The 15,455-nt window shown below is 68.2% G+C and carries 15 protein-coding genes; 4 read left to right on the forward strand and 11 right to left on the reverse strand.

Annotation, left to right across the window (positions count from 1 at the left end; translation table 11 throughout):
* Nucleotides 1–9: 9 nt before the first annotated feature.
* Nucleotides 10–1,599, reverse strand: a complete 1,590-nt coding sequence (locus tag T9R20_RS16980) for a class I SAM-dependent methyltransferase (RefSeq protein ID WP_322410513.1) — start codon at nucleotides 1,597–1,599, stop codon at nucleotides 10–12.
* 173 nt (nucleotides 1,600–1,772) lie between these two features.
* On the opposite strand from T9R20_RS16980, the gene T9R20_RS16985 reads away from it, so the two are divergent.
* From T9R20_RS16985 to trxA, 4 genes are all read left to right on the forward strand, one after another.
* Entirely contained in the window at nucleotides 1,773–4,064 is a 2,292-nt protein-coding gene (locus T9R20_RS16985) for a DUF6049 family protein (protein WP_322410514.1), read from the forward strand.
* Nucleotides 4,061–5,680, forward strand: a complete 1,620-nt coding sequence (murJ, locus tag T9R20_RS16990; protein WP_322410515.1) for a murein biosynthesis integral membrane protein MurJ — start codon at nucleotides 4,061–4,063, stop codon at nucleotides 5,678–5,680. The genes T9R20_RS16985 and murJ overlap by 4 nt, the downstream gene beginning before the upstream one ends.
* A gap of 102 nt (nucleotides 5,681–5,782) precedes the next feature.
* Complete coding sequence (trxB, locus tag T9R20_RS16995; RefSeq protein ID WP_322410516.1) at nucleotides 5,783–6,766, forward strand: thioredoxin-disulfide reductase; 984 nt, start codon at nucleotides 5,783–5,785, stop codon at nucleotides 6,764–6,766.
* Nucleotides 6,767–6,853: 87 nt separating this feature from the next.
* Complete coding sequence (gene trxA / locus T9R20_RS17000) at nucleotides 6,854–7,177, forward strand: thioredoxin (protein ID WP_322410517.1); 324 nt, start codon at nucleotides 6,854–6,856, stop codon at nucleotides 7,175–7,177.
* A gap of 133 nt (nucleotides 7,178–7,310) precedes the next feature.
* On the opposite strand, the gene T9R20_RS17005 is transcribed toward trxA, so the two are convergent.
* The 10 genes from T9R20_RS17005 to rpmH all read right to left on the reverse strand — a co-directional run bounded on the left by T9R20_RS17005 (nucleotide 7,311) and on the right by rpmH (nucleotide 15,129).
* Entirely contained in the window at nucleotides 7,311–7,658 is a 348-nt protein-coding gene (locus T9R20_RS17005; protein WP_322410518.1) for a tryptophan synthase subunit alpha, read from the reverse strand.
* 58 nt (nucleotides 7,659–7,716) lie between these two features.
* Nucleotides 7,717–8,754 (reverse strand): ParB/RepB/Spo0J family partition protein, encoded by a 1,038-nt coding sequence (locus tag T9R20_RS17010; protein ID WP_322410519.1) that lies wholly within the window; start codon nucleotides 8,752–8,754, stop codon nucleotides 7,717–7,719.
* Nucleotides 8,754–9,713 (reverse strand): ParA family protein, encoded by a 960-nt coding sequence (locus tag T9R20_RS17015; RefSeq protein ID WP_322412209.1) that lies wholly within the window; start codon nucleotides 9,711–9,713, stop codon nucleotides 8,754–8,756. Before T9R20_RS17015 ends, T9R20_RS17010 begins: the two co-directional genes overlap by 1 nt.
* A 1,334-nt stretch (nucleotides 9,714–11,047) precedes the next feature.
* Nucleotides 11,048–11,347 carry a GIY-YIG nuclease family protein gene (locus T9R20_RS17020; protein WP_322410520.1) on the reverse strand — a complete coding sequence of 100 codons (300 nt, stop codon included), beginning with the start codon at nucleotides 11,345–11,347 and terminating at the stop codon, nucleotides 11,048–11,050.
* A 687-nt stretch (nucleotides 11,348–12,034) separates the two neighbouring features.
* Nucleotides 12,035–12,706, reverse strand: a complete 672-nt coding sequence (gene rsmG / locus T9R20_RS17025; protein ID WP_322410521.1) for a 16S rRNA (guanine(527)-N(7))-methyltransferase RsmG — start codon at nucleotides 12,704–12,706, stop codon at nucleotides 12,035–12,037.
* Nucleotides 12,699–13,208 carry a protein jag gene (locus tag T9R20_RS17030; RefSeq protein ID WP_322410522.1) on the reverse strand — a complete coding sequence of 170 codons (510 nt, stop codon included), beginning with the start codon at nucleotides 13,206–13,208 and terminating at the stop codon, nucleotides 12,699–12,701. Before T9R20_RS17030 ends, rsmG begins: the two co-directional genes overlap by 8 nt.
* A 28-nt stretch (nucleotides 13,209–13,236) precedes the next feature.
* Nucleotides 13,237–14,283, reverse strand: a complete 1,047-nt coding sequence (gene yidC / locus T9R20_RS17035; RefSeq protein ID WP_322410523.1) for a membrane protein insertase YidC — start codon at nucleotides 14,281–14,283, stop codon at nucleotides 13,237–13,239.
* Between the two features lie 8 nt (nucleotides 14,284–14,291).
* Nucleotides 14,292–14,648, reverse strand: coding sequence for a membrane protein insertion efficiency factor YidD (gene yidD / locus T9R20_RS17040; protein ID WP_322412210.1), 357 nt, complete (start codon nucleotides 14,646–14,648; stop codon nucleotides 14,292–14,294).
* The gene (rnpA, locus tag T9R20_RS17045; RefSeq protein ID WP_322410524.1) at nucleotides 14,645–14,983 is read right to left on the reverse strand and encodes a ribonuclease P protein component; all 339 of its coding nucleotides are present in this window, start codon (nucleotides 14,981–14,983) and stop codon (nucleotides 14,645–14,647) included. The genes yidD and rnpA overlap by 4 nt, the downstream gene beginning before the upstream one ends.
* 8 nt (nucleotides 14,984–14,991) lie before the next feature.
* On the reverse strand, nucleotides 14,992–15,129 hold the full coding sequence (gene rpmH, locus T9R20_RS17050; protein ID WP_124292004.1) for a 50S ribosomal protein L34: 138 nt from the start codon (nucleotides 15,127–15,129) through the stop codon (nucleotides 14,992–14,994).
* Between the last annotated feature and the right edge of the window lie 326 nt (nucleotides 15,130–15,455).

Genomic DNA, 15,455 nt, shown 5'->3' on the forward strand with positions numbered 1-15,455 from the left:
TCCGGCGGCTCAGTCGGCGAATCGGAGGAAGCCGGTGAACAGCAGCTCCCGCACACGCGGCAGCAGGTCGGCGCGCAGCTCGCCCGGGTCGACCTCGAGCAGCTGCGCGATCGCGTCGATGAGGGGTCCGACCGCGAGGTCGCCGTCGCTCGCGCCGACGAGGGCGGCGAGCGCCGGATCGACGGGCACGACCCGGCCGAACCCGCCGCCCTGGTGCAGTTCGATGACGGTGGGCGCCTCCTCGCCGGGACGGTGATGGCGGGCCTCGGTCACATCCGGCGCGACGAGAAGAAGGGATGCCGCGAGCGCGGCGTCGCCGGCAGGTCCGTCGCCGAGCGACACGAGCCGTGCGTGTGCCTCGAGCGAAGCGGCGAGGTCTGCGCCGGTGGCCTCGACGGTGCCGCGCACCCGCTCGTACCGCTCCAGGGTGACCCGCCACGACGGGGGTCGGTGCAGCAGCACGTAGCCGAACCCGACCTCGGTGACCCCGCGGCGCGCGAAGTCGTCGAGCCAGGCCTCGATGAGCCGGGCGTACTCCGGCGTTCCGGGTGCCGTGCCGCCGTCGCGGATCCAGAGCTCGGCGTACGCCAGCGGGTCGAGACGCTCGCGTTCGATCACCCAGGCGTCGAGAGCGACGGGGGCGTCGGCGACCCAGCCGCGGACCCGGTCGAGCCCGTCCTCACCGTTGCGGTACTCCCAGTTGCCGAGCAGCTGCGCCACCCCGCCCGGTGCGAGATGCACCCCGAGCCCGGTCACCACCTCTGCGACCAGAGCGTCGCCTACGAGGCCGCCGTCGCGGTATTCGTAGGCCGGCACCCCGTCTACGCGAGGGGTGATGACGAAGGGCGGGTTCGACACGATCCGTTCGAACTGCTCGCCGGGCTCGAGGGGATCGAACAGGCTGCCCAACCGGGTCTCCACGGCCGAGACGTCGTTGAGGAGCGCATTCAGACGGGTGAAGCGAAGGGCCCTCTCGGAGATGTCCGTCGCCACCACCTGACGGGTGCCGCGCCGGAGCCGCAGGGCCTGGATACCGCAGCCGGTGCCGAGATCCAGGCCGCGCTCCGCGCCGCCCTGCACGGAGTCGCCCGGCAGCTGCAGCCGGGCGAGCGTCTGCGACGCGCCGCCGACCCCGAGCACGTGACCCTCGGCGAGTGGCCCGGCGAGGACCGCCTCGTCGAGGTCGCTGGCGATCCACCATTCGCCCTCGCCGTGCTCGTGCACGAACGACTGGGGGCGGATGATGGCGAGCGGCCGCACCGCGGCATCCTCGTCGTCCGCCTTCTCCACCAGCCCGAGGGCGACCAGTCCCTCGATGCCGGTGCGGGGGACGGATGCCGCGACGCGACCGACGGACTCGGTGACGCCCAGCACGAAGAGGCGTCCGAGAACGGCCAGCGGGTCGGTCCGGTCACCGAGGACGGCGACGGCCGGGCCGCGAAGGCCCCGGGCGATGGCTGTGTCGGCCGTCGGTCCCCACGCCGCGCGGAGCGCCTCGGACGTGAACCCGGCGGCGCGCAGGTCGTCGCCGAGGGCCCGGCACCGTACCGGATCGGGCTCGGGAAGCGGCGCGACGGTCGGGCGGGAGGCGGAGCGCATCTGCCCATTCAAGCCGAATCCCTCCGCGCCCGACCGCTCGCCGATCAGCCGCCGCCGGCCGATGGATACGCCGCAGCCCGGAAGGGCATCGGCAACCTCGGAGGACCGGACCGTAGAATCGCACCCGGCCACGGGTCTTCGGTCGCACACAGCGACTCCCGCGGCGACTATCTATGACGCTGAGCCCCTCCCGGTCGCGGGCGAGATCCCGACGCGGCCCGCGCGCCCGATGGAGCGCGGCGGTCGCGACCTTCGCAACCCTGCTCACACTCGTCGCGGCCCCAGCGACCGCGGCCGCCGTGCCCCTCGGAGCGTCCGTCGCGGCGACGCCGCACGGCATTGCCGCCACCCCGGATCCGGCTCCGAGCCCGTCGGACACCCCGGCGCTGTCGGGCGAGGTGACCCTCCTCCTCGCTCCCATCGGCGGCGGCGTGGTGTCGGGCGGTCAGGCCCTGACCGCCTCGGTCTCCGTCGAGAACGGCACCGCGCTTCCCACGGCCGGGGCCGAGGCCATCCTCTCGGTGGGGCTCGAGGCGCTGCCGGACCGCGGCGCCCTCGACGGGTGGCTCTCGGGGAGTGAGGGCTCGACCGTGCAGCAGGCCGGGATCGCTCCGGTCGGTGCGGTCGCGTCGGGAGCGCGGCAGACCGTGTCCGTGACGGTCGCCGCGGACGACCCCGCGCTGGCCGGCAAGGCTCCCGGGGTCTACCCGCTCACCGCACGCATCGCGGGCCCGGAGGGAGAGCTCGAGGCTCGCAGCGTCATCGTGGTGCCCGATCCCGCGGCGACCGCGGCCGTCGCCGCCGTGGTGCCGATCACCGCCCCCGGGCTCTCGACGGGGCTCCTCACCGCCGACGAACTGGCCACCCTCACCGCCGCCGGCGGCGACCTCGACGCCCAGCTCACCGGTGTCGAGGGCACGGCGGCGATCCTCGCGATCGATCCGGCGATCCTCGCCAGCATCCGGGTCCTCGGCGACAGTGCGCCCGAGCAGGCCGTGGAGTGGCTCGACCGGCTGATGTCGCTGCCGAATTCTCGGTTCGCGACGCAGTTCGGCGACGCAGACGTCGCCACGCAGCTGCGGGCGGGGCTCACGGTGCCCCTGCAGCCGACGTCACTGCAGTCGTACATGGACGCCGACGACTTCGCTCCGAGCGATGCCGACGCCGAGGGCGACACCGACGCCGACACAGGCGCAACGGGTGCGCCGAGCGTTGACCCGTCGCCCACGCCCGAGTCCAGTGCGGGGAGCCCCAGCCCCTCGGCGAGCCCGTCCGCGCCCACCGACCCGTCCGCGCCCGACTACCCCGACCTCGGCGAGCTGCTGTCCGTCGGCAACGCCCGCGAGGCGATGTACTGGCCCGCCGGCGATGCCGTCGCCCCCGACACCGTCGCCGCCCTGGCGGCCCTCGGCACCGAGAGCTCGCCCGCGCTCACCCTCGTCCCGTCCGAGCGCACCACCGCGGGGTCGGACGGCACCGCCGTCCCCGCGAGGGGAGACGCCGGCGGCGCGGGGGTCCTCGTCTACGACAGCCGGCTCTCCGACGCGCTGCAGACCGCGTCGCTTCTCGACGACGCCGTTCTGCGAGGCGCGGAACTGGCGACGGCGAGCGCCGAGCTGGCCTTCGCGAAGGCCGATGCTCCCGACGCGGCACTCCTGGTCGCCTTCGACCGCACGTCGTCCCGCTCCTACGTCGCGCTCGATACCGCGATCGCCGCGGCGCTCGAGGCTCCCGGCGTCTCGGCCCTGTCGCTCCCCGGGCTGATCGCCGTGCCGGCATCGTCGGTCGAGGTCACCGCCCTCACTGACGATGCGGCGGCGATCGAGGCCGAGCGTGCCGCCGCGACATCCGCTCTCATCGACGACGAAGCGCGGGTCGGCCGTTTCTCCAGCATCCTGGACGATCCGCAGCTGCTGACCGGACCCGAACGCGCCGAGCTGCTGCAGCTGCTCGGGGTGTCGTGGCTCGCCACCCCCGCCGCCCGCACTCTTGCCCTCACCGACCATCGCGCGGCGACGGAGGAGACCCTCGCGGCGGTCGAGATGCTGCCCCCGAGCACCACGCAGCTGATCAGCGCCGACTCCGCCCTGCGACCCTGGGTGCGCAACGACCTCCCCTGGCCGGTGAATCTCGAGCTGCGCGCGGCGCCCGACGACGTCCGCCTCGACGTGCAGGAGGTGACGGCCTTCACCGTGCCCGCCGGTTCCAACGCACGCGTCGAGGTTCCGGTGCAGGCGCGGCTGGGCAACGGCGAGGTGCGCGTCGACCTGCAGCTGCGCAGTCCGACGCTCGAGCCGATCGGACAGACGCAGTCGGTCGAGGTCGTCGTCAGCGCCGAGTGGGAATCGATCGGGCTCATCGTGCTCGGCACCCTCGTCGGTGTCTTCCTCGTGATCGGGGTGCTGCGCACCATCCGGCGCCTGCGTCGCCGCGAGGCGGCGGCCGACACGGTCCAGACCTCATGAGCGACATCGGGCGCGCCAGCGTCCTCATCGGTGCGGGCACGATCGTGTCGCGCCTGACGGGGCTCCTGCGCAACGTCGTCCTGGTCACCGCGATCGGCTCCGTCGCCAGCCAAGCCGGAGACGCGTTCGCGACGGCGATCAGCATCCCGAACAGCGTCTACGCGATCATCTCGGCCGGGCTCTTGACGGCCGTCATCGTGCCGCAGATCGTTCGCGCGGGCGCTCACCCCGATACCGGCCAGGCGTTCATCTCGAAGCTCGTCACCCTCGCGACGATCATCCTCCTCGCCGCGACGGCCGTGGCGACGGTGCTCGCGCCCTGGCTCGTCGCGCTCTACGCCCCGTCGTACTCCGCAGAGCAGCAGGCACTGGCCGTCGCCTTCGCCTACTGGCTCCTGCCGCAGATCCTCTTCTTCGGGCTGTTCGCGCTGTTCGGCGAGATCCTCAACGCCCGCCGCGTCTTCGGTCCCTACACCTGGGCGCCGATCGTCAACAACGTGGTGTCGATCATCGGCTTCCTGATCTTCCTCGCGCTCTTCGGCGGTCCGGTATCCACGGTCACGTCGTGGACTCCGCAGATGATCGCCCTCCTCGCGGGGAGCGCCACCGCGGGCATCGTCTGCCAGGCCGGGGTGCTGCTGATCTTCTGGCGGCGCGCCGGACTGCGGCTGCGGCCGGATTTCCGCTGGCGCGGGGTCGGCCTTCGAGGGATCGGGCGCCTCGCGGGCTGGACCTTCCTGATGGTGCTCGTCGGACAGCTGGCGGGCTTCGTCCAGTCTCGGGTGATGTCGGAGGCCTCGGGGATCGGTGCCGCCGCGCAGGCGTCCGCGAACGCCTGGCTGATCTTCATGCTCCCCTACTCGATCATCGTCCTCTCGATCGGAACCCCCTATTTCACCCGCCTCAGCGAGCACGCCACGGCCGGTCGCGACGGCGATGTCCGCAGGGACGTCGTCAGCAGCATCCGGACTCTGGGGCTCTTCACCGTGGTCGCCGCCGTCGCGATCGCCGTCGCCGCCGTCCCGGCATCACGGATCTTCACCGACGATGCCGCCCAGGCCGTCGAGGCGTCCGCGGTTCTCTGCGCCTACCTGGTGAGTCTCGTGCCGCTTGCGGTGCTGTTCGTGGTGCAGCGCACCTTCTACGCCTATGACGACACCCGGACACCCTTCTTCTTCACGCTTCTTCAGGGCGGCATCGTCGTCGGCACCGCGTGGACGGCGGGCTTCCTCGTGCAGGCGGGGATCATTCCGCTCACCCTCCTGGCCGCCGCGATCGCCCTGGGGCAATCGAGTGCCACCCTCGTCCAGGTCATCGTGGCCGCCGTGCTGCTTCATCGCCGCATGGATGGCATCGGCGCGCGCTCGTGGACGACAGCCCTTCTGACCTTCGCTCTCGCTGCCCTGCCCGCGGCGGCTGCGGGATGGGGCGTGTACCTGGCGACCGGAGGAGCGGCGGGCTGGATGGTCGCCGACAAGCTGCTCGGCGCTCTCGGGGCCGCGGTGATCGGACTTGTGACCCTCGTCGTGTATCTCGGCGTGCTCGCGCTGTTGCGCACGCCCGACCTGGCGCCCGCGCTGGGGATGGTCAGGCGTTTCCTGCCCGGGAAGAGGTGAATCCGAGCCGGCGCGGGATACCGCTCGTTCACCTCGGGGTTGTGGAATGTCGGGCGTCTACCATGTGTTGAGAACCCCGGAAGCAATCGAAAGGGGCGCGTCGTGCGTCACGTCATCATCATCGGATCAGGCCCTGCCGGGTACACGGCGGCCATCTACGCGGCCCGGGCCAACCTCGAACCGCTCGTCATCGCCAGCTCGGTCGAGGCGGGCGGCGAGCTGATGAACACCACCGAGGTGGAGAACTTCCCCGGGTTCCCCGAGGGCATCCAGGGCCCCGAGCTCATGGCCAAGATGCAGGAGCAGGCCGAGAAGTTCGGCGCTGAAGTCGTCTACGACGATGTCGTGTCGCTCGAGCTCGACGGCGACGTCAAGCGCGTCACCCTCGGAAGCGGCGCCTCGCACGAGGCCGAGTCGATCGTCTTCGCGACCGGGTCGGCCCCTCGCAAGATCGGCATCGAGGGCGAGTCTCGCCTGTCGGGCCGCGGTGTCTCGTACTGCGCCACCTGCGACGGGTTCTTCTTCCGTGAGCGCGTCATCGCCGTCGTCGGTGGCGGTGACTCGGCGATGGAAGAGGCGACGTTCCTGACGAAGTTCGCCTCGAAGGTCTACGTCATCCACCGTCGCGAAGAGCTGCGCGCCTCGAAGATCATGCAGGAGCGTGCCTTCAAGAACGACAAGATCGAGTTCGTGTGGAACAGCGAGGTCGTCGACATCCTTGGCGAGGATGCGGTGAACGGCGTCGTCCTCGAGTCGACTGTCGACGGCTCGCGTCGTGAGCTCGCCCTCGACGGCATCTTCGTCGCGATCGGATACGACCCGCGCGTCCATCTCGTGCACGGCAAGCTCGACCTTACCGACGCGGGGACCGTGTGGGTCGACGGCCGCTCGTCGCGCACGTCGGTTCCCGGCGTTTTCGCCGCCGGCGACGTGATCGACCCCACGTATCGTCAGGCCGTCACGGCCGCGGGGAGCGGGACCGTCGCGGCGCTCGACGTCGAGCACTACCTCGCCGCGCTCGGAGAGGCCGGCGCGCCTGCGCCTGACGTCGCTGAGATTGACAACCTGCCGAGTGTGAACGCCTGAAGCGCGCGCCCGTCGATCGGCTCGGGAACACGACGACGCGTGTGAGCGTTTGAGTACTCAGTTGGACTTGATACGAAGGAGACAGCAATGACTGCGAAGGCCACCACCTCCGCCACGTTCGAGCAGGATGTCCTGAACGCCGACGGCCCCGTGCTGGTCGACTTCTGGGCCGAATGGTGCGGACCGTGTCGCATGGTCTCGCCCGTTCTCGACCAGATCCAGGCCGAGAACCCCGAGAAGATCACGGTTCTGAAGCTCAACGTCGACGAGAACCCCGACCTCGCGATGAAGTACCAGATCACGTCGATCCCGGCGATGAAGGTCTTCAACAAGGGCGAGGTCGAGAAGACGATCATCGGCGCGAAGCCGAAGTTCGCCCTCGAGCAGGACCTGGCGTCCTACCTGTCCTGAGGCTTCTTGCGATAGCCCCGGTTCGCTCGCGTCATCGCGAGGGCCGGGGCTATCGCCATGTCCGGGCCCCGGTTGTCGCGCAGGAATATGCCGCGAACGGCATTCTGCACGGATGGCTAGGGGGTGGTCGGCCTCAGGACGCGTCTGCCTGCACCGCGGCATCCCACCGGCGGTAGGACGTGTCAGGTCCGAGCAAGCGCCACACGGCGCGAGTGAGGGGCGGATAGTCCAGGGCGATCTGACGCAGCACCCGGTAGTGACGTGCAGCGTTCAGTCGAACACCGCCATTGGCCTCGATGTGCTCGGCGCGAAGCGTGAGGACGACGAGCTCGTCGACGGTGGGCAGGTCTTCCATGAAATCCCAGGGATCCTCGCCACCCCGAAGCCGCTCGGTCACGATCACCGACAACTCGTCCGAGGCCTCCGCGCGCAGCAACTCCAGACTGGCGCGTCGGCGAGGAGAGCGGTCGTGGGACGTCACCCGACCAGCCTACGTGCCCGCGCTGACTCTCGGCTCAGCGCGGTGGGAGGTTGTGGATTCAGCTGTCTCCGAAGCCGTTCTCGCCCAGCTCGGCAAGGATGCGGTTGAGATCCTGAATGCTAGCGAAATCAATGCTGATCTGGCCTTTTCGTGCTGTCAGAGAGATCTTCACACGCGTGTTCAGACGATCACCGAGGCGCTCCGCGAGCTCGTCGAGGTGGCCTCGTCGCGCGCCCGCCTTCGGACGGGAAGATCGGATCAGACCGGCATCCGTCAGCTTCGCCGCAGACTCCGCGGCGCGAACCGACAGGTCCTCGTTGACGATCTTGTCGGCGAGGCGCTGCATTGCGTCATCGTCGGGCAGAGAGAGGATGGCGCGGGCGTGACCGGCACTCAGAACGCCGGCCGCTACCCGCTGCTGCACGGGCACGGGGAGCTTGAGCAGGCGGATGGTGTTGCTGATCTGCGGGCGAGAGCGACCGATGCGGGCCGCCAGCTCCTCCTGTGTGATGCCGAAGTCTTCGAGGAGCTGCTGGTACGCCGATGCCTCTTCGAGCGGATTGAGCTGCGACCGGTGAAGGTTCTCGAGGAGCGCGTCACGGAGCAGGTGCTCGTCGGACGTGTCACGGACGACCGCCGGAATGGTGGCGAGTCCCGCTTCGCGCGCGGCACGGGTCCGCCGCTCCCCCATGATGAGCTCGTAGGACCCGTCGCCGAGGTCACGGACGACGACCGGCTGGAGGACACCGAACTCCCGCACGCTGTGGACGAGCTCCGCGAGGTCGTCGGCGTCGAAGTGCGTGCGCGGCTGCCGCGGGTTCGGGACGATCGCGTGCGGATCGACCTGCACCAGGCGCGCACCAGGCACGGCGACGAGGTCGGCGGCGTCGTCGGCGGTCGTCGCCGGCACCGCGTCGTCTCCGGCCGACGGACTCGTGGCGTCAGCTGCGCCGTCATCGACGGACACGGTCTCGGGACGCTCCGCTACCGCGACCGCGCTCCGAGCGAAGAAGACGTCGGCGGGGCGGGACTCGTTGGGTTCACTGGTGGGGATCAGCGCGCCGATGCCGCGTCCGAGTCCTGTGCGCTTCGCCATCAGGCGTCTCCTTCGTGCTGTGTGTTGCTATCGCGGCGGAGGACCTCCACCGCTGCTTCGCGATAAGCGACCGCGCCGGCGGATTGCCCGTCATAGGCGATCACCGTCTGCCCGAAGCTCGGTGCCTCCGATACGCGCACCGAACGCGGGATCACCGTCTTCAGAACCTCGTTCGGGAAGTGCGCGCGAACCTCGTCGGCGACCTGCTGCGCCAGTCGGGTACGTCCGTCGTACATCGTGAGCATGATCGTCGAGAGGTGAAGCCGGGGATTCAGATGCTTCTGGATCATCCGCACCGTGCCGAGCAGCTGACTCAGACCCTCGAGCGCGTAGTACTCGCACTGGATCGGAATCAACAGCTCCTGGCCGGCGGCGAAGGCATTGATCGTCAAGAGTCCAAGGGAAGGCGGGCAGTCGATCAGAACGAAGTCGAGGTGCTCGGGCGTCGTGGCGAGAAAGTCGTCGACGGCCGTGCGAAGCCGATGCTCGCGCGCGACCTGCGAAACCAGCTCGATCTCCGCCCCTGCAAGGTGGATCGTGCTCGGCGCGCAGAGGAGGTTGTCCGACTCGGGGCTCTTCTGGATGATGTCCGCAAGCGGAAAGTCGTCGATAAGCACGTCGTAGATGCTGGGCGTGTCGGCATCATGCGGCACACCGAGCGCAGTCGAGGCATTCCCCTGCGGGTCGAGGTCGATGACGAGGACGCGAGCGCCGAGCGAGGCCAGGGCAGCGGCGAGGTTGACCGTCGTGGTCGTCTTTCCGACCCCGCCCTTCTGGTTCGCGACGGTGAACACGCGAGTCTTCCCAGAGAATCGCACGTCGACAGTGTCGAGCCGACGCCGTCGCGCAGTGAGATCGGCGAGCTCTCGTGCCAGTGGTGTGTCGTCGAAAGTGACGGAAGCTGCGGGCGTCCGGTCCTCGGCGTGTTCCACGTGAAACGCTCCGCTCACTTCGTTCATCACTCGTTCCACTCTAATCGTCCGCTCCGACATCCCCCGACGCCCACGCGCCGTCCGAGTGTTGTTCCCTTGATGTTCGATCGGCCGTGTGGCCAGCGGTGGCTGGATGTAGTCCCCAGGAAAGCGGTGGTCGAGTCGTCAGCTCTGCTGCCGTCGAGACCAAGAACATGTTTCACGTGAAACACCGGAGGGGTGTCTCGCGGCAGAGCACGGGCCCAATTCCGGCGGCGGGGTGGGTGGCTTCGTCAATGTTTCACGTGAAACGCCTGACGTCCACACGCGCCTACGCTGCTCCTCGATTCCCGTGGGCCACCGCCTCGCAGGTGGTGATCGAGTAGGCAGCTTGCTGCGTTATCGAAACCATCACGAGGGTTTCACGTGAAGCTTGATCTCGATACGCGCCTGCGGCGCTACTCGATCACCAGCACGGCGCGGTCTCACATGTGGTAGTCGAGTGGGCAGCTCCGCTACCAGATCGAGACCACGTCAATGTTTCACGTGAAACCCCCAACTCGACACGCCCCTCCAGCTCTACACGATCACCAGAACGGCGCCGTCTCACATGCGGTAGTCGAGTGGGCAGCTCCGCTGCCGTAGCGGGACCACGTCGATGTCTCACGCGGGACGCCGATCTCGATACGCGCCTGCAGCGCTACTCGATCGCCAGTAGGGCGCCGTCTCGCATCTGGTGGTCGAGTAGGCAGCTCCGCTGCCGTATCGAGACCTCGTCGATGTTTCACGTGAAACGCTCGATCTCGATTCGCGCCTTCGGTGCTACTCGATCACCAGGACGGCGCCGTCCTCGCATCTGGTGGTCGAGTAGGCAGCTCCGCTGCCGTATCGAGACCTCGTCGATGTTTCACGTGAAACGCTCGATCTCGATTCGCGCCTTCGGTGCTACTCGATCACCAGGACGGCGGCGTCCTCGCAGGTGGTGGTCGAGTAGGCAGCTCCGCTGCCGTATCGAGACCACGTCGATGTCTCACGCGGGACGCCGATCTCGATACGCGCCTGCAGCGCTACTCGATCGCCAGTAAGGAAGCAGTCACACAAGTGGTGCTCGGGTAGGCAGCTCCGCTGCCGTATCGAGACCTCGTCGATGTTTCACGTGAAACCCTTTGTTCCACTTCGGTGGTGAAGAGGCAGCTTGCTGTCTTCTCCAGGCATCGACGTTTCACGTGAAACACGTGATCTCGGTTCGCGCCTTCGGCGCTAGACGATCTCCGGCGGCTCACCGCTTATCAACCGGTGGTCGAGTACCGGGCTCGCTCGTCCTCACGAGACCATGAGCCGCAAACAACATCCATTGAGAGGTTGGTGGCAGCTCACCCGATTCAATCGCCGCCACCGGGCCGCCGCGGGGGCTTCCGGCTCAGCGCGTTGAGCGAATCCAGTCGGCCGTGAACGAGAGCGAGACGCTTCGCCCGGCCCCACCGTTGCACCTGCTTCTCTCTTCGAAAAGCATCGGCCACGTTCTCAAACTCTTCCACGTAGAGCAGGCGGACGGGAAGCCGCCTCTTGGTGTACTCGGAGCCCATGCCTTCGTTGTGTTGAACGAGGCGCAGACCCAGATCCCTCGTGCTTCCGACATAAGTGGAACGGTCGCTGCACTCGAGGATGTACATGTAGGCCATGGATCGATGATCGTCTGACTCCATGCTGCTGCGCCGACAGTTCGGATATTTTGGGGACAGGTGGGTCTGGGCACCAGATGTGCAGGACAGATGGTGAATGACGCCAGTGACACGGTGCTCAGATCTCGATACGCGCCTTCGGCGCTACTCGATCACCGAGGACGCTCCCACGCATCACGCATGCAACGACACACGCCCCGACGTCCTGGGATACGTCCGCTCGCGCCGGTGGTCGAGTAGGCGGCGCGGCCGCCGTATCGAGACCCAGTCACATTGCCGACCAGCCAGACGAGGCCAGGATCTCGATACGCGCCTTCGGCGCTACTCGATCACCGAGGACGCTCCCACGCATCACGCATGCAACGACACACGCTCACGACGTCCCGGGATACGTCCGCTCGAGCCGGTGGTCGAGTAGGCGGCGCGGCCGCCGTATCGAGACCCAGTCACATTGCCGACCAGCAAGACGAGGCCAGGATCTCGATACGCGCCTTCGGCGCTACTCGATCACCAAGGACGCTCCCACGCATCACGCATGCAACGACACACGCTCACGACGTCCCGGGATACGTCCGCTCGAGCCGGTGGTCGAGTAGGCGGCGCAGCCGCCGTATCGAGACCCAGGCACCCCAGCCGACCAGCCAGCACAGGGTCCGGATCTCGATACGCGCCTCCGGCGCTACTCGATCACCGAGGGGAGCGAGAGATGCGGGCGCGCAGCGCGCGCGTCGGCTCCGACAGGACGCCCTCGCCGAGGACCTCCACGCGCGCATCGACGACATGGAACCTTCGGAATTGCTTCGTCGCCGCCTCGATCTCGGCCTGCGCGTTCTGACCCTTGAGGAAGATCAACTCGCCGCCGTCGCGAACGAGCGGCGCCGTCAAGGGCAGAAGGCTTCGGAGAACACTTACCGCCCGTGCGGTGACAGCGTCGAGCACCGCCCCTTCGCGCCACTCCTCGGCGCGAGCCCGCACGACCTCGACATTCCGAAGCCCCAGGTCTCCCACCTGCTCCGAGAGCCACGCCACACGACGCTCCATCGGCTCGATGAGGACCCACTGCACATCGGGCCGCGCGATCGCCAGAAGGATCCCGGGGAGCCCCGCCCCGGAGCCGACATCGCCGACGCGACCTCCAGCCGGAAACAACGGCGCGGCGATCACACTGTTGAGCACATGACGCGTCCACAGACGGGGGAGCTCGAGCGGTCCGATGAGACCGCGTTCCTCGCCATGCTCCGCCAACGCCCGAGTGAACCGACGGGCCTGTTCGATCCCATCGCCGAAGAGAGACGCCGCAGCGGCCGGCTCGGCTTCTATCGGCGCCGGTGTTTCACGTGGAACGCCCGCGTCAGCCACGTCGGATGACCGTGTGACGGTCGGCGCCCTCACCGTACGACTCCGAGACCAGCCCACGCTCCGCGACGATGTCGTGGATCAGCTTGCGCTCGTAGCTCGACATCGCGGGCAGAGAGGCCTGCGTCGCCCCCTCGTCCAGACGCGCCGCCGCACGGTCGACGAGCTTCTCGAGCTCGCGCTGCCGCGCGTCGCGCGACCCACCGATGTCGAGGATCACCCGCGACAGTCGCCCGGTACGGTTCTGCACCGCGATCCGCGTCAACTCCTGCAGCGCCTGAACGGTCTCGGGGTCGGACAGCAGAGAGAGCGAGTCGCCCGACTCACCCTCGACCGACACGTAGGGACGACCGGCACGAACGTCGAGGGTCAGGTCGCCGTCCACGTCGGCGATATCGAGCAGCCCCTCGATGAAGTCGGCTGCGATATCGCTTTCCTCCTCGAGCTGCTCGACGGTCGGTTCTTCGCGATTCGGGCGTGCGTCAACGGGCGCGACGTCAGACATGGGTCTTCCTTCGAGGGGAGGGTCGGGTTCAGCTCGCCGCGGGATCGGGCTTCTGCCCCGCCTGCGTGCTCGGACGCTGCTGCTTCTTGGCGCGCTGCTTGCTCATCGGCTGCTGACGCTTCGGCTGCGACGCCTTCGCGCGCTCCGCTTCTTCGAGGAGGCGCTGCTGCTCAGCCTGGAACTTCTCGATCGGCACGACCTTGCCCGACGAGTCGATGGCCTTGCCCTTCCGGGCGAGCCTCTCTTCACGCGCCTTCGCAGCATCCGAACCGGGTGTCGGCATCTCACGGATAACCAGGAACTGCTGCCCCATCGTCCAGAGGTTCGACACGAACCAGTAGATGACGACACCGAGCGGGAAGAAGACACCCGAGAACACGAAGGCGAACGGCAGGACGTACAGCATGATCTTCTGCATCTGGTACGCCTGGCCGGTCTTGGCCTCGGGGGAGAGGTTCTTCGAGATGATCTGCAGCTGAGTGAAGAACTGCGACGCGATCATGAGGACCACGAGCGTGAGCAGGATCACGATCGCTGTGACGTTGCTCGACTCGAACGCGTTGATCAGCGTCTCGTGCAGCGAGGCGACGCCGAAGAGCTTGGCGTCGTAGAACTGCTGGGTGAGCTCGGCGTTGAGAAGACCGACGCCGCCGATGCCGGCGTCGGCGTGACGGGTGACATCGTTCAGCACGCTGAACAGCGCGAAGAAGATCGGCATCTGCACGAGCAGCGGCAGACAGCTCGAGACCGGCGTCGTGCCGTGCTTCTTGTACAGCGCCATCGTCTCGCGGCTCATCGCCTCGCGGGAAAGCTGATCGCGCTTGCCACGGTACTTCTCCTGAACTTTTCGCAGTTCAGGGGCAATTTCCATCATCTTCCGCTGGCTCTTGATCTGACGCACGAACAGCGGGATCAGCGCCGCGCGCACGACGATGACGAGACCGACGATCGACAGCACCCAGGTGATGCCGTCCGCGGGCGGCAGACCCACCGCGGTGAAGAGCGCGTGCCACGCGACGAGCACGAGCTCGACGACCCATTTCAGGGGCCAGAGGATGATGCCGATGAGATCCATGTGACGGATCAGTCCTTTCCAGGGGTGGCAGGCACGACGAAGCCGTGAGGGGTGATGCCGTGACGGAAGTCGGAGCGGAGGGGAACGTCATCGACGCCGCCCTTCGCCCAGGGGTGGCAGCGTGCGAGTCGAGCCGCCGTCATGGCCGTCCCGACGACGGCACCGTGCTGCTGCACTGCACCGACCGCGTAGGCCGAGCACGACGGGTAGTACTTGCACACGTCACCGTACGTGGGGGAGATCGTCGCACGGTAGGCATGGAGAAGGCCGAGAAGCGCGTTGCGCGGCAGGAGCGGCACAGAAGAGAGGAATGCGGATGCGTCGAAGTGCGCCTCTCCTCGGGCATACGCCGGGAGCACGCTCATGATGCGGGCCTTCGCGTCAGGCACCGGGTCACGTCGGCACGCAGGTCGGCGAAGGTGGCGGTCGCAGCGCTCGGGAGGGCGCGGATGACCACATCGCGGCCTTCCCCGACGTCGGGCAGCGCTTCGGCGCAGACTGCCTTCAGCCGTCGCCGGACGGTGTTGCGCACGACGGCGCCACCGACCTGGCGGCTCACGATGAAGCCGAAACGCGGTGCAGCAGAGTCTGCACCGCGCATCGTGTAGGTCACCGTGTGGGAGCCCGCACAGCGGCGCCCCCGCCGGACGACCGTTTTGTAGTCCGATCCGCGGGTGAGCCGATGCGACCGCGCGAGCACCGGTCGGGTCAGGCGGAGAGCTCGGTGCGCCCCTTGGAGCGACGAGCCGAGAGGATGGCGCGGCCGGCGCGGGTGCGCATGCGGGCGCGGAAGCCGTGCTTCTTGGCCCGGCGACGGTTGTTGGGCTGGTAGGTGCGCTTGCTCATAGAGATCAACTCCGGATCAGGTGTCACCGGGACGGGGTTCTACCCTTGGAGGACCGGGGACGACGTTACGGGGACTGCCGCGAGGGCATAAGTCAACCGACTAAGGCTACGTCGAGATGCCCGAGAACTCAAACCGACGCGCTCCCGAAGCGTCTCGCCGCACTACCAGTGTGACCTACTTCGACGGTGGCACGACACGCCGCAGCGCCATACAGTGGAGTTTGCTCCCGCGACCCGCGCTGACTAGCGTGGCTCCGGCAGTTATCCACAGGCCCGGCGTGTCGACTCCGCACGGCCTGGGACCGCGAATCTCACCCGGGGGGCAC

The organism is Microbacterium invictum (assembly GCF_034421375.1).
Classification (GTDB): Bacteria; Actinomycetota; Actinomycetes; order Actinomycetales; family Microbacteriaceae; genus Microbacterium; species Microbacterium invictum_A.

Excerpts from the sequence above, each read along its gene's own strand:
- T9R20_RS16980 (WP_322410513.1), bottom strand. The coding sequence starts at position 1,599 with ATGCGCTCCGCCTCCCGCCCGACCGTCGCGCCGCTTCCCGAGCCCGAT.
- T9R20_RS16985 (WP_322410514.1), top strand. The coding sequence starts at position 1,773 with ATGACGCTGAGCCCCTCCCGGTCGCGGGCGAGATCCCGACGCGGCCCG.
- murJ (WP_322410515.1), top strand. The coding sequence starts at position 4,061 with ATGAGCGACATCGGGCGCGCCAGCGTCCTCATCGGTGCGGGCACGATC.
- trxA (WP_322410517.1), top strand. The coding sequence starts at position 6,854 with ATGACTGCGAAGGCCACCACCTCCGCCACGTTCGAGCAGGATGTCCTG.
- T9R20_RS17010 (WP_322410519.1), bottom strand. The coding sequence starts at position 8,754 with ATGGCGAAGCGCACAGGACTCGGACGCGGCATCGGCGCGCTGATCCCC.
- T9R20_RS17015 (WP_322412209.1), bottom strand. The coding sequence starts at position 9,713 with ATGAACGAAGTGAGCGGAGCGTTTCACGTGGAACACGCCGAGGACCGG.
- T9R20_RS17020 (WP_322410520.1), bottom strand. The coding sequence starts at position 11,347 with ATGGCCTACATGTACATCCTCGAGTGCAGCGACCGTTCCACTTATGTC.
- T9R20_RS17030 (WP_322410522.1), bottom strand. The coding sequence starts at position 13,208 with ATGTCTGACGTCGCGCCCGTTGACGCACGCCCGAATCGCGAAGAACCG.
- yidC (WP_322410523.1), bottom strand. The coding sequence starts at position 14,283 with ATGGATCTCATCGGCATCATCCTCTGGCCCCTGAAATGGGTCGTCGAG.
- yidD (WP_322412210.1), bottom strand. The coding sequence starts at position 14,648 with ATGAGCGTGCTCCCGGCGTATGCCCGAGGAGAGGCGCACTTCGACGCA.
- rpmH (WP_124292004.1), bottom strand. The coding sequence starts at position 15,129 with ATGAGCAAGCGCACCTACCAGCCCAACAACCGTCGCCGGGCCAAGAAG.